Below are 12,817 nucleotides of genomic sequence, written 5' to 3'. Positions count from 1 at the left end.
TTTCCATATAAATCCAACAAGTAATTGCGTTCTCAGCCATAGACTGCGCCGATAGACCTCAGCGCGCGGCCTCGCAGAAGCGGCGGATGCGCTCGCCCGCCTCGACGAGCAGATCGTCGGACGTGGCGTAGGAAATCCGGAAGCCCGGCGCCGCGCCGAACGCCGTGCCCGGCACGACGGCGACAGCCTCCTCGGACAGGAGCGCGTCGCAGACCTCGACGTCGGTCGCGAGCCGGCGCCCGCCCGGCGAGGTCTTGCCGATCAGCCCCGAACAGTCGGCGAAGACGTAGAAGGCGCCGTCCGGCGTCGGCGCGGCCAGCCCCGGCGCGGCGTTGACGTCGGCCAGCACCCGGTCGCGGCGGCGCTTGAAGGCGGCGTTGCGTTCGACCAGGAAGCCGTGATCGCCCTCGAGCGCGGCGACGGCGGCCCACTGGCTGATCGAGCACGGGTTCGACGTCGTCTGGCCCATGATCTTGGCCATCGCCGAGATCAGCTCTTCGGGCCCGCCGGCGTAGCCGATGCGCCAGCCGGTCATGGCGTAGGCCTTCGACACGCCGTTCATGGTGAGCGTGCGCTCGTAGAGATCGGGCGCGACCTGGGCGATCGTGGCGAATTCGAAGCCGTCATAGACGAGGTGCTCGTACATGTCGTCGGTGAGCACCATCAGCTTCGGATGGGCGCGGATCACCTCGGCGAGCGCGGCGAGATCGTCGGCGGAGTAGGCCGCGCCCGTGGGGTTGGAGGGCGAGTTGAGCACGACCCAGCGCGTCTTCTCGGTGATCGCCGCCTCCAGCGCGGCCGGCGTCAGCTTGAACCCGTCGGCGAGCGTCGCCTCGGCGAACACCGGCGTTCCGCCGACCAGGCGCACCATCTCGGGATAGCTCACCCAGTAGGGCGCGGGGATCACCACCTCGTCGCCGGCGTTCAGCGTCGCGGCGAAGGCGTTGAACAGGACCGGCTTGCCGCCCGGCGAGACATTGATCTGCGCCGGCGCGTAGTCGAGCCCGTTGTCGCGCTTGAACTTCGCCGCGATCGCGGCCTTGAGCTCGGGGATCCCGTCGACGGCGGTGTATTTCGTCTCGCCGCGCCGGATCGCGTCGATCGCGGCGTTCTTGATGTGATCGGGCGTGTCGAAATCGGGCTCGCCGGCGCCCAGCGAGATGACGTCGACGCCCCGGGCCTTCAGCTCGCGCGCCTTCTGCGTGACGACGAGCGTGGCCGAGGGCTGGACGCGCGACAGGGCGTCGGACAGGGGAAAAGGCAGCGACATGAGACGGCTCGATTCGGGAATCGGCGCGGGAATCCGCGCCGGGGACGCCCGACCCTATCGCCGCTCCCGCGGCCTCCACAAGCGCCCGGCGCCCCCGTTTCGCCGCAATAATTCACGCTTCCGCCGCAATCCCGGCCAAGCCCGGTCAGGAATCCGGCCCAGCGTTTGCAGCGACAGGGACGCGGCGCCCCCTATCGGGACAGTCCCGATACGCCGCGCATGGAGGGACGCATGACCAAGACGCGCAACAACGCCTCCGGCGGAAGCCTCGGCCTCATTCTCGCGGCCGCTGCGCTCGTCTTCACCCTGCTGCTGTTCACCGAAGCCAGCGCCGGCTCCGGCGTGCACGCCGACTTCGCCGTCGCCTCGGCGGACGCCCGCTAGGCCGAACGCACGCCGCGCCGCCCGGCGGCGGCGGTTTTCATTTGAAGCCGCGCGCGCGCTCGGCCATCTCTTGGCCCGTGACGCGATTTCTTCAACGCCCCAAGGCGGTTCTCCGGCTCGCCCGACTGGCCTGGAGAGACCCGGATGTCCGCTACCCGCTGATCGCGGCCGCCGGGGCGTTCGCCGTCCATGTCGCCGCGCTCTACGCGCTCCTGGCGATTCCCGTCCATGACGCCCCCGACGTCGCGTCCGGCCCCGCCGCGGTCGATGTCCGCCTCTACACGGTCGCCGGCGAGGACGCCGTCACCGACGCCCCGCTCAATGAGCCCGGGCGCGGCGAGACCGACGACGCGGCGGAGACGGACGGCGATGCGGCGCCCGAGCCGGAACCCGCCCCCGAACCCGCGCCAGAACCCGAACCGGACACCCAGCCTGAGCCCGCCCGCGCCGACGCGCGCATCCTCACCGCGCCGGGCGGGACCGGCGAACCCGCCCCCGCCGAAGCGCGCCTGCCCGACGTCCCCGCCGCGCCGCGGGATCCCGACGAAGCCATCGAGACGACCCCGGCCCGCGCCGCAGCAGCCCCCGCGACGGAGGCCCCGCCCAGCCTGGCCGACATCGCCGCGCGCGCGGCGGCGCGCCGGCTCGAGGAGTTCGCCGTCGCCCGGGGAACCGAAGGCGCCGAGGAGAGCGTCAACGAGGGCTTCTGCCTGTCCTCGTCTGAAGCCAATCTCGAGGCCGGCGAGTGCGGCGACGAACCCAACCCGATGTCGGCGCGGCTGGCCCAGTTCGGCCTCAGCCAGCCCGGCGAGGAGGCACCGGAATTCCTCGTCGACATGAGCCGGCTGGCTTTCGAGCTCGAGGAGCTCGGCGCCGACCCCTCCGCCATCCAGCGCATCCTGGCCGGGCTCAGGAACGACCGCCGCGAGGCGATCGACGCCCCCGAACTCCTGCGCCGCATGGAGCGCGCCGAGCGCAGCGGCGGCCTCGACAATCTCGGTCTCGGCGAATCCGTCACCCCCGACAGCGCCCGCGGCCCGAGCGAGGGCGGCGGGTGAGGGGCGCCCATCCTTCGAGGCCCGATCCCCTTATCCTGAGGCGCCCGGCGAAGCCGGGCCTCGAAGGGTCAAGGGGATCGGGCGCCTCAGGATGAGGCCGAGCATGGCATGGCCCCCGAGCGTGCGAAGGCGCTATGGCGCTACGCGCCCCTCCCTCCCCCTCGTGGGGGTGAGAGCCGGCGCGCGCCGCGCGCGAAACACTCCAGGGGAGGGTTTCGAGGCTCGAACGCCCGGCCGCAGGCCGGGTCGGGTGGGGGGCGAACACGCAGCGCCGTTGGGCATTCACCCCACCCTGGCCGCTGCGCGGCCTTCCCTCCCCATCAAGGGGAGGGAGGAAACGCCGCCCTTCCATCAAACGGGTGAATTCCCGGACGCGCCGCAGGCGCGATCCGGGACCTCTCGGCGAATAGTCGCCCGGAGGCCCCGGCTCTCCCTCCGGTCGGCCGGAGGTTCAGGAGGCGACGCCCCCTCTCCTCGTTCTCCTGACCCCGGATCGGGGTCAGGGGTGAACTCCAGTCAGGACCCAGAGAGCGTGGAACGCGAACGCCGGCGCGTGCCCTCCGCTGGATCCCAGCTTGCGCTGGGAGGACGACGAGATCGTTCAACGCGCCCGGCGAGATGTCGCTATCCGTATCGCAACCCAATCCGGCTCGGCCCTTGGACTTGATCCAAGGGCCCAGGCTGGAGAACGCGGCGCCGCTGCCGTACTGGGTCCTTGGGTTCCCCGCTTCCGCGATGACAGGCAAGCCCAAGGACCGAGAAAAAGCGCGGTTGAGGATGCAGCAGGCGCGGCGGCGGGTGTCCTCCCCCGTTCACGGGGGAGGGGGGCGGCGTCGGCGTCATCCCCCCTCCGTCAGCTGTGCTGTCGTTCGGCCGGTCGATCGATCCACCGGATCGATCTGGGCGGCCTCACCCCCCGCAAGCGGGGGAGGAGAACGCTACTCGCCGACGCCGGCGCTTGGCCGCAATACCCCCGCCCCATTGACGCCTCGCCCGGCTTCGGCTTGCTTCGCGGCCCATGAACTTCCTGTCCGACACAACCGCGCCGGCCCATCCCCGCCTGATCGAGGCGATCTCGCGGGCCAATGAGGGCTTTGCGCCGAGCTACGGCGCCGATCCGCTGTCGGCCCAGGTGCGCGAGCGCCTGGTCGACCTCTTCGAGACCGATCTCGAGGTGCTGTTCACCACCGCGGGCACGGCCTCGAACGCGCTGGCGCTGTCGGTGCTGGCGCCGCGCGACGGCATGATCCTGTGCCACGACGAGGCGCACATCCATCGCGACGAGCGCGGCGCGCCGGAGTTTTTCACCGGCGGCGCCAAGCTGCTGCCGCTGCACGGCGAGCACGCGAAGATCGACATGGCCGAGCTCGACGGCGCGCTCGCCGAGTGGCCGGCCGATTTCGTCCACGCCACGCCGCCGAAAGTGCTGAGCCTGTCCCAGCTGGCCGAGGCGGGCTCGGCCTACTCGCTCGACGCGGTGCGCGAACGCGCCAAGGCGGCGAAGGATCACGGCCTGTTCGTCCACATGGACGGGGCGCGCTTCGCCAACGCGCTGGCGCATCTGGACTGCTCGCCCGCCGAGCTCACCTGGAAGGCCGGGATCGACGCGCTGTCGCTGGGCGCGACCAAGAACGGCGCGCTCGCCGCCGAGGCCGTGATCCTGTTTCCGAGCGCGGCCGATCGCTTTCCCGCGCTGCAGGCCGCCCAGAAACGCGCCGGGCACATGCTCGCCAAGATGCGCTATGTCGCCGCCCAGTTCGACGCCTGGCTCGATGATGGGCTGTGGCTGGAGCTCGCCCGCGACGCCAATGCGGCGGGAACGGCGCTGTCCGACGGGCTGGCCGCGATCGAGGGCGTGGAGATCGCCCACCCGACCGACGGCAACGAGGTGTTCGCCCGCCTGCCCGAGACCGTCGCCGACCGGATGCGCGACGCCGGCGCGGGCTTCTACGCCTGGCCGGACGGCTCGGCGCGCTTCGTGGCGAGCTGGTGCACGCGCGAGGCCGAGATCAAGGACCTGCTGAAGGCCGCGCGGGGCTAGACAGTCAGCCCGTCTGCGCGTTCGGACATTCGATCGGGCGCTCGAACGGGCGGCGCGTGACTTTATGCTTGCGCGTTAACCATTGTTAATATTTAAGAGCATTGTGGCCAGTCTAGGTTGTGACATCGGCTGCGCGCGAGAGGGGCGCGATCATGGTTGGCAATATTGTTCCGCGCGCCGAGGGATCGCGCGGGCGATTTCAGAATGAATCCGAGACGGACGAGACTCGCGACAAGGCGGAGCTCGTCTTCAGCGACGCCTCAGAGATCAAAGACCCCGAGGAAGAACGCCACCGTCGCCAGGCTGTTGCGCAACATTACCGGCGCGCCAGCGGCCAAATCTTCAGCACCATCATCCTCGTCGCGCTAGCCGCGAGCGCTTGGCCGGCATGGCGCCTGCTCTACAGCGTGACCGCGGACGAGCCGCAGGTGCTCGGACCCCTGTTCGGATTCGAACTGCCGATGTCGCCGCTTATCGCCACGCTGAGCGCAGGCGCGGCGATCGTCGGACTTTTCGCTTATCTAATATGGTTATGGTGGTACCGCCGGGAGCGGCTGCACGACTGGGCCAAGAACGCCGCCCACGCCGACGCCCGACAGCCGGAGAAGAGCGCGGCGGGGTATATGGAGCTGTTCCGACTGTACGCCCGCACGAAGCGGCGCGCCTTCTTCACGATGGCCTACGGCGTCGCCTTCGGCTGGCTGGGAATTGCGGGTGTGCTGCAGTTCCTTTACCAGGACCGCAACACGCACAGCTGGACACTCCTCGGCGCGTCGCTCGCGATCGCGTGCATAGCGTTGCTCATCCTGTTCATCGGCTTTGACCTCAGCCGCCGCTATCTGCCCGGCAAGATTCTGGTCACGCGGACGCTGATTCTCAGCACGCTCGCGACGACCAGCCAGACCGACTATCACAAGGCGCTCGAGGTCGCGATGGAGTACGAACGCCGCAAGATCGAGGAGAAGCCGTGGTGGTTCTACTCTTTTGCGCGTCCGCCAAAGAAGAACTGGTTCAACTGACCGGCGCGGCGGCGTTCCTCAGCCCGCCTTGGCGTCGCCGCCGGTCGCCGCCGAATCGAGATCGGCGTCCATCTCGTCCTTGTCGGTCGAGCGCCGGAACGGGCCGGGATAGCGCGGGTCCTGGCGCCGGCGCCGGTCCGGGCCGAAATAGCCCGGCGCGTTGACGAAGCGGCGCGGCCGCTCGATCAGGGCGACCAGCCGGTTATAGACGTCGACGGGACGGACCGGCTTGGCGAGATACTCGTTCACCCCGGCGTTGATCGCCTCCATGATCCGCGAGCGGTCGGTGTGGCCCGAGACCATGATGATGGGCAGGTAGCGGTTGGGGCTGTCAGAGGCCGTCCGCACCAGGCGCGTGAACTCGAGCCCGTCGACATCGCCGAGCATGTAGTCGACGAGCGCCAGATCGGGATTGTTGGTGCGCATCGCCTCGAAGGCGTCGGCCGCATCGCGGGTCTCGAACACCTGGCGCACGCCGAAGCCCTGCAGCACCTTGCGCAGGATCGTCGACATGTGCGCGTTGTCCTCGACGATGAGGACGCGGATGCGTTCGAAACTGCTCGACATGACGCCCCGGATCGCGGCCCGCCGCGGGTTCTGCGGCGGTCGGGGCGATCATGCCGGGCGGGCGTTAACCAAAACTTTCGCCCCGCGCGGCGCCGCTATGCCGGCGGTTCGGGAACGTCGGAGGCTTCCTCTTCGTCCGCGCCTTCGCCTTCCTCGCCGGCCGGCGCCTCGGCGCCTTCCTCCGCGCTCTCCTCGGCGGCGCCGAGAGCTTCCTGGAAGGACCGGTCGCCGATCGCGCCCGACTCCTCGGGAGCCGCGATCCGGTCGCCGCGCCCAGTGTCCTCCGGCCAGAACGACCAGACGAGCCCGACGGCGCACAGCGCCACGATGACGGCGAGCATGAAGCGGGCGCCCTTGGAATTGCGGGTCTGCAGCTGGTAGGCGTCTTCGTCCACGGTCTGCCCTCCCAGTATGCCTCGGCACTGTAACGCCGACGCGGCGGCCGCGGTTCCGCCCCTGTGATTCCGCGCCCGCCTCGCCCATATTCGCGGCCATGGCGAAACAGACCAAAGACGATTCCGCGCTCGTCCCGGCGACCCCTCAGACCGAGGCCGAAGGCGTTCCGGGGCTGGCCGACATGGGCCAGGCCGAGTTCATCCTCGACGCCGACGCGAAGGCCGCGCCCGGGGCGATCCGCGACGCCCTGACCCTGCCCGCCAACTGGACCCCGCACCGCCCCGACCGGCCGGAAAAGTCCGAGGGCGGCAGGAAATTCGAGCTCGCCAGCGAGTACGAACCCACCGGGGACCAGCCCGCCGCCATCGCCGAGCTGGTGGAAGGCCTGTCCCGACAGGACAGGGACCAGGTTCTCCTCGGGGTCACCGGATCGGGCAAGACCTTCACCATGGCGAAGGTCATTGAAAAGGTTCAGCGCCCGGCCCTGGTGCTCGCCCCCAACAAGACGCTGGCGGCCCAGTTATACGGCGAATTCAAGAGCTTTTTTCCCCGCAACGCCGTGGAGTATTTCGTCTCCTACTACGACTACTACCAGCCCGAGGCCTATGTCCCGCGCACCGACACCTACATAGAAAAGGAATCCGACATCAACGAGGCCATCGACCGCATGCGCCACGCCGCCACGCGGGCGATCCTGGAACGCGACGACGTCATCATCGTCGCCTCGGTCTCGTGCATCTACGGCATCGGCTCGGTGGAGACCTACACCGCGATGACGTTCGACCTGTCGGTCGGCGACGAGCACGACCCGCGCACGGTCATGCAAAAGCTCGTCGCGCTGCAGTACAAGCGCAACGACGCCGCCTTCGAGCGCGGCACGTTCCGGGTCCGCGGCGACGTCGTCGAGATCTTCCCCGCCCACTACGACCAGCGCGCCTGGCGGGTCTCCTTCTTCGGCGACGAGATCGAGTCCATCGCCGAGTTCGACGCCCTCACCGGCCGGACCGAGACCGAGCTCGAGACCGTGCGCGTCTACGCCAACTCGCACTACGTCACCCCGCGCCCGACGCTCAACCAGGCGATCGCGGGCATCAAGGCCGAACTGAAGGCGCGCCTGGCCTGGATGGAGGCCGAGGGCAAGCTGCTCGAGGCCCAGCGGCTGTCCCAGCGCACCGAGTTCGATCTCGAGATGATGGAGGCCACGGGCTCCTGCGCGGGCATCGAGAACTATTCGCGCTATCTCACCGGCCGCAAGCCGGGCGAGCCGCCGCCCACCCTGTTCGAATACCTGCCCGAGGACGCGCTGGTCTTCGTCGACGAGAGCCATGTCACCATCCCCCAGCTCGGCGGCATGTTCCGCGGCGACTTCAACCGCAAGCGCACCCTGGCCGAGCACGGCTTCCGCCTCCCCTCCTGCATGGACAACCGCCCGCTCAAGTTCGAGGAGTGGGAGGCCATGCGCCCGCAGACCGTCCACGTCTCGGCCACGCCGGGCCCGTGGGAATTGAACCAGACCGGCGGCGTCTTCACCGAGCAGGTCATCCGCCCGACCGGCCTGGTCGATCCGCCCGTCGAGGTCCGCCCCGTGCAGGGAGCTTTAGTCCCGGACGACGCCGAAGGCGGCGATCCGGGAGCTCGCGGCCGAAGGGCGCCGGCGATGACCCAGGTCGACGACATTATCGCCGAGGCCCGCGCCACCGCGGAGAAGGGCCTCAGGACGCTGGTCACCACGCTCACCAAGCGCATGGCCGAGGACCTCACCGAGTACATGCACGAGCAGGGCCTGAAGGTCCGCTACATGCATTCCGACGTCGACACGGTCGAGCGCATCGAGCTGATCCGCGATCTGCGCCTGGGCGAGTTCGACGTGCTGGTGGGCATCAACCTCTTGCGCGAGGGGCTCGACATCCCCGAGTGCGGGCTGGTGGGCATCCTCGACGCCGACAAGGAGGGGTTCCTGAGAAGCGAGACCAGCCTCGTCCAGACCATCGGCCGGGCGGCGCGCAACGCCGAGAGCAAGGTCATCCTCTACGCCGACCGGGTGACCGGCTCCATGCAGCGCGCCATGGACGAGACCGAACGCCGGCGCGCCAAGCAGATCGCCCACAACGAGGCCCACGGCGTCACGCCGACGACGATCACGCGCGGCGTCTCCGACATCCTCGAAGGCGTGATGAGCGAGACCGCCAAGGGCCGGTCGGGGCGCGCGCGCGGGCGCAAACGCGATCGCGGCGCGGCCGAGGATCAGGCGACATTCGAGCCGAACAATCTCAAAGCCGTCATCGCCGACCTGGAGAAACGGATGCGCGAAGCCGCGGCGAACCTGGAGTTCGAGGAAGCGGCGAGACTCAGGGACGAGATCAAGGAGTTGGAGGGGGAGTAGGGGCGCGCGGGCAGTTCGAGCCTAGCGTGAATGAACCCCACGGCGATTGAATGGATAACCACCATTTTCAGACTGGAAGCAAAACAAGGGTGAAAGAAAGGACAAGGAAGCACTTAAGCGAATTTAACAATCTTGTTAGGAATCCCGTAACACCCGATTGAAAGGGTATTCATTTTAGGAAGGCAACCCACGCCAAGGCTTAACCTGTGTACCAGACATACTCGTTTGAAGACGAAAAAACGCTACCAAAAAAGGCGCGCGAAGCATGGAGTTTCATGGAAACGAGCACTGCCTGCTCGGTGATGAAGGCAACATGCCCGGATGAATGGACAGATATTGTAGATTTTTTATCCAACTACAGACTGGATCCTAAATACTGGCTTAAAGCCGGAGGCAACAGAGGAGACATTGCCTCCCAGATCGATAAATTTTTTCATGACAGAGGATGGGTCGAGGCACGTCTTGATTTAGAAACCGTTGCTAAACTATTTGACAAAGATGGACGCTTAATAACTACAAAAGACCCAATTACGCAAGAAGGGTATCTTGTGGATAATTTTAAAAATCGAGTTGCTCTTGATGTTGAGTGGAATGCAAAAGATGGAAATTTAGATCGCGACCTAGCCGCGTATCGCAGTTGGCATGAATCTGGTTTAATTTCCGCAGCTGTAATTATTACCAAAGAAAGAAGATCACTTTTAGAGCTTGCTCGTGAACTTTGGGAAGACTTCCAAAGCACGCTCCCAAAAAGCGAACAAAGCGCCAAATTGCCCATTGATCTGAGTACGACCACAGTTACCGCTTTCGATAAAGCAGAACTGAGAATAAGACGGGGCGTGATGGGAACCTGCCCAACACTCGTAATAGGTGCAAACAGGGCGACATGGAATGGTGAACCCTACGAAGATCTATAGATTCCGTCACTGAATATATGCACGGACACAGCTCTAAAGTATTTACTCCGCAGCCATCGCGCCTGAATTATACGGATAGGTCTTCCAATCCGGCTTATAGCCGTCGTCCGCCTGATTGCCCCACACTTCCCAGCCAGACCGCGCCCCTCGCGAGAACATTTCCAGCCTTGGGCCGGGCGAGCACGCTTCGATGATCTCGTACTGCTCGTCAGGCTTCCGTGAGTGCTCGCGCTTCCGGCTTTCCATGTAATTCACCTGCCGTCGTCCAGGCGGCAAAGTGCGCGCGTTCTTACCGCGCGTTCCGAACAGGACGATCTCGGTGACATTGCGAAAATAGAAGCCGACGCCGCGGCCGTCGGAGCCGCCGTCCTTGCGGATTTTTCGCCAGATCAAGTTGGCCTTGTACCGGAACCCCCACGCTTCCATGACGCGCAGACCTTCCGGAAGCAGCGCATTGGGAACCCAGAGGTAGAGGTGGGCTGGCTCGTCGGCGAGACCTTCGACGGGCAGTGCGCAAATGTCGTCGAGGGTCATCGTCGCATAACGATTGAGCCTGCGGTGTTCGGGCGCAACCTTCCCGGTCCGATTCTGGAACTGCCACGGAGGGTCGGCGAGGATGGTCCGGAACCGGCGGCCCTTCGCGAACCGCGCGAGATCCTGAACCGCCTCCAAACCTGTTTCGGATATCGCCATTTTGCGCTCCCTACGTTCCACCTTCGTTCCATACTCCGATTTGTGGAGGTTTGCCAGTAGTCAAAATGCGCGCACCCTCAGGAGAATGCGGAGGGAGGTATGCCAATCAATATCGTAGGCGCCCGACCCAAATCCTTCCGTTGTACGCGGCTTTGCAATTGACGCCAGTTGGTGGTCGTCCCCGCATATTTGCTAGCGACAAAAACGCGGCTCGCCGCATCGACATAAGGAGTCCCCGCCTTCACCTTTCGATCGATTTCGGCTGCCTGCACATCAGTTGGAAATGAAAACTTATTCCTACCGTACTTTTGCTCGAAATACGAAGCAACATTCGCAAAATCATTCGCACATTTTATTGGCCAATTTATGAAATACTCTAAAACAAATTCTGGTATTTTTTCTTCTAACTTTGGAGATCGCGTCACAATACCCCCAAGGTCAACAACGTTCATTTCATAAAGCCGACGAATTGCTTGGACATCTCTATCAAAGAATTCATCTTTATTGTTCCACTCAATTTCAATTGCAGCAAGTTTATTGTTTTCATTACTAATTAAATGGTCTATTTCGTGTGTTGTTGATTGGGTATCTATAGGCGAAAATGCTGACGAAAACTCTACTCGATTTTTGATTGTAATGTTGTTGGCCTTCCAGCCGTTGGCTACAAACTGTCGCCCAAGTGCGGTTGTTTGATCCGATCTGCCGCCGCCCCGCTTGATGATTGCATCTTCGATTGTGAAGCGCGCCGAAAGCAATGAATCGAGCAATAGGTCAAATTCGCGTTCAAATTCGTCGCTGATCACGGCGCTGGCGTAGTTCAATGATTGGAACACCCAGCCCAAATCGCAAAGCCTCTCGAACTTTGCGTTGATGGTTTTGTTACCTGAGATCATTACTAAACTCTCTTGCTAAACGATATTTCGACCTCGATTCCTTTCTGTTCGCAATATGAAGGGCTGACGGCAGGGTGGCGGAGTTACCCCTCATCGTCCTGCTGGCAGCGCTTAGTAATCACACGATCGTCCTCGCTTGCCGGTACTCGGATGCGGTCAAGGGTGCGGTACTAATCGCCGACACCGGCGATTGGCCGCACTCACCCCGCCTCCCCGGCCTCGGGGGCGCTCGAGCTTCGCGGCGCATCGGCGGGCGGGTCGACGAGCCGGGCGACGAGCCGGCGCAGCTCGGACGGGCTGGTGTGGCCGGCGACGACCTCGTGATAGCCGACGCCGGCGCGGCGCAGCGCCTCCTTCTTCACCGCGTCGCGGGCCGCGGCCGTTCCCTTGTGATGCCCCCCGCCCTGGTACTCGATGGCGTGCCGCGGCCGGCAGCGCGCGTCCATCAGCAGGAAATCCACGCGCTTGGAATTGACGCAGGCATAGGCCTCGCGGTCGTCGGCGCGCACGATCTCGCCCAGCGAGACCTGCGCCATCACCTGCCAGGACGGGTTGGCCGCGATGACGGCTTCGTCGAGCGCCTTGAAGACGCGCTCCTCGGCGCGGTTGAGGACGCGGCGCGCGGTGAAGCGCGAGGCCATCACCGTGCGCAGCTGGTCGGCGGCGTCGGGCGGGCCGGCCTTGGCGCCGACGACGCGGAGATCCCGGCGCGGGCGGCGGCGGGCCTTCCAGCCGCCCTTGCGCGCGCGCCAGCGCCAGCGGCGCACGCGCTGCTGGGCCTGCTCGGCGAGCATGCCGATCAGCACCCCGCCGAGGAAGATGAGGACCGGAAGCTCGGGATTGTCCCGGAACGGGGCGAGGTCGTCGAGCATGGATGCAGTCTAGGATAGATGCGCCGCCTCGCCCAGCAGGGGAAGGGCCGGGCGTTAACGGGGCGTATTGCGCCCGCGACGGGCGCGGCGCGATTCCTCTCCCCCTCCCAGGGGGAGAGGCGAAGGTGAGGGGGTGGTCGGCGCCGGGCGGCGTGTGAGGATTCCTGGAGGCCCTCCCCTCGTCTTCTCTTCCCCGACGAAAGTCGGGGCCCAGAGAGCGTAGAGCGCCGCCGGCGCCCGGCCTCTCCTGGGTCCCGGATCAAGTCCGGGAAAGAGCGGTTGGTGTGTGCGACGGGCGGGGCGGGTGTCCTCCCCCGTTCACGGGGG

At 65.7% G+C, this 12,817-nt stretch carries 12 protein-coding genes; 6 read left to right on the top strand and 6 right to left on the bottom strand.

Going from position 1 to position 12,817, the window contains the following annotated elements:
- Window positions 1–58: 58 nt before the first annotated feature.
- A complete protein-coding gene (locus DDZ18_RS09305; protein ID WP_109253124.1) occupies window positions 59–1,270 on the bottom strand; it encodes a pyridoxal phosphate-dependent aminotransferase in 1,212 nt (403 codons plus the stop codon).
- A gap of 231 nt (window positions 1,271–1,501) precedes the next feature.
- Here DDZ18_RS09305 and DDZ18_RS13895 point away from each other — a divergent pair, with 231 nt between their 5' ends.
- The 4 genes from DDZ18_RS13895 to DDZ18_RS09290 all read left to right on the top strand — a co-directional run bounded on the left by DDZ18_RS13895 (window position 1,502) and on the right by DDZ18_RS09290 (window position 5,772).
- Window positions 1,502–1,654, top strand: coding sequence for a hypothetical protein (locus DDZ18_RS13895; protein WP_158272120.1), 153 nt, complete (start codon window positions 1,502–1,504; stop codon window positions 1,652–1,654).
- Between the two features lie 77 nt (window positions 1,655–1,731).
- Window positions 1,732–2,712, top strand: coding sequence for a hypothetical protein (locus DDZ18_RS13890; protein ID WP_158272119.1), 981 nt, complete (start codon window positions 1,732–1,734; stop codon window positions 2,710–2,712).
- Window positions 2,713–3,730: 1,018 nt separating this feature from the next.
- Window positions 3,731–4,753: a threonine aldolase family protein gene (locus DDZ18_RS09295; protein WP_109253123.1), complete on the top strand. Its 1,023-nt coding sequence runs from the start codon at window positions 3,731–3,733 to the stop codon at window positions 4,751–4,753.
- Window positions 4,754–4,905: 152 nt separating this feature from the next.
- Complete coding sequence (locus DDZ18_RS09290) at window positions 4,906–5,772, top strand: hypothetical protein (protein ID WP_109253122.1); 867 nt, start codon at window positions 4,906–4,908, stop codon at window positions 5,770–5,772.
- Between the two features lie 18 nt (window positions 5,773–5,790).
- On the opposite strand, the gene DDZ18_RS09285 is transcribed toward DDZ18_RS09290, so the two are convergent.
- Together DDZ18_RS09285 and DDZ18_RS09280 are read right to left on the bottom strand one after the other, a co-directional pair.
- Window positions 5,791–6,339 (bottom strand): response regulator, encoded by a 549-nt coding sequence (locus DDZ18_RS09285; RefSeq protein ID WP_109253121.1) that lies wholly within the window; start codon window positions 6,337–6,339, stop codon window positions 5,791–5,793.
- Window positions 6,340–6,434: 95 nt separating this feature from the next.
- The gene (locus DDZ18_RS09280; protein ID WP_109253120.1) at window positions 6,435–6,734 is read right to left on the bottom strand and encodes a hypothetical protein; all 300 of its coding nucleotides are present in this window, start codon (window positions 6,732–6,734) and stop codon (window positions 6,435–6,437) included.
- Window positions 6,735–6,832: 98 nt separating this feature from the next.
- Between DDZ18_RS09280 and DDZ18_RS09275 the strand changes: the two genes are divergently transcribed.
- Window positions 6,833–9,118: an excinuclease ABC subunit UvrB gene (locus DDZ18_RS09275; RefSeq protein ID WP_109253119.1), complete on the top strand. Its 2,286-nt coding sequence runs from the start codon at window positions 6,833–6,835 to the stop codon at window positions 9,116–9,118.
- Window positions 9,119–9,324: 206 nt separating this feature from the next.
- The gene (locus DDZ18_RS09270; RefSeq protein WP_233245790.1) at window positions 9,325–10,032 is read left to right on the top strand and encodes a BglII/BstYI family type II restriction endonuclease; all 708 of its coding nucleotides are present in this window, start codon (window positions 9,325–9,327) and stop codon (window positions 10,030–10,032) included.
- Window positions 10,033–10,074: 42 nt separating this feature from the next.
- On the opposite strand, the gene DDZ18_RS09265 is transcribed toward DDZ18_RS09270, so the two are convergent.
- The 3 genes from DDZ18_RS09265 to DDZ18_RS09255 form a co-directional block, all read right to left on the bottom strand.
- On the bottom strand, window positions 10,075–10,725 hold the full coding sequence (locus DDZ18_RS09265; protein WP_109253117.1) for an MT-A70 family methyltransferase: 651 nt from the start codon (window positions 10,723–10,725) through the stop codon (window positions 10,075–10,077).
- 77 nt (window positions 10,726–10,802) lie between these two features.
- Complete coding sequence (locus tag DDZ18_RS09260) at window positions 10,803–11,618, bottom strand: BglII/BstYI family type II restriction endonuclease (RefSeq protein ID WP_109253116.1); 816 nt, start codon at window positions 11,616–11,618, stop codon at window positions 10,803–10,805.
- A gap of 200 nt (window positions 11,619–11,818) precedes the next feature.
- Window positions 11,819–12,490 carry a DUF2726 domain-containing protein gene (locus tag DDZ18_RS09255; RefSeq protein ID WP_109253115.1) on the bottom strand — a complete coding sequence of 224 codons (672 nt, stop codon included), beginning with the start codon at window positions 12,488–12,490 and terminating at the stop codon, window positions 11,819–11,821.
- Window positions 12,491–12,817: the final 327 nt, after the last annotated feature.

The sequence above is a fragment of the Marinicauda salina genome, from assembly GCF_003122085.1.
Taxonomy (GTDB): Bacteria; Pseudomonadota; Alphaproteobacteria; order Caulobacterales; family Maricaulaceae; genus Maricicauda_A; species Maricicauda_A salina.
Note: the sequence above shows the minus strand (reverse complement) of the source record. Positions and strands in the feature narration are given on the sequence as shown.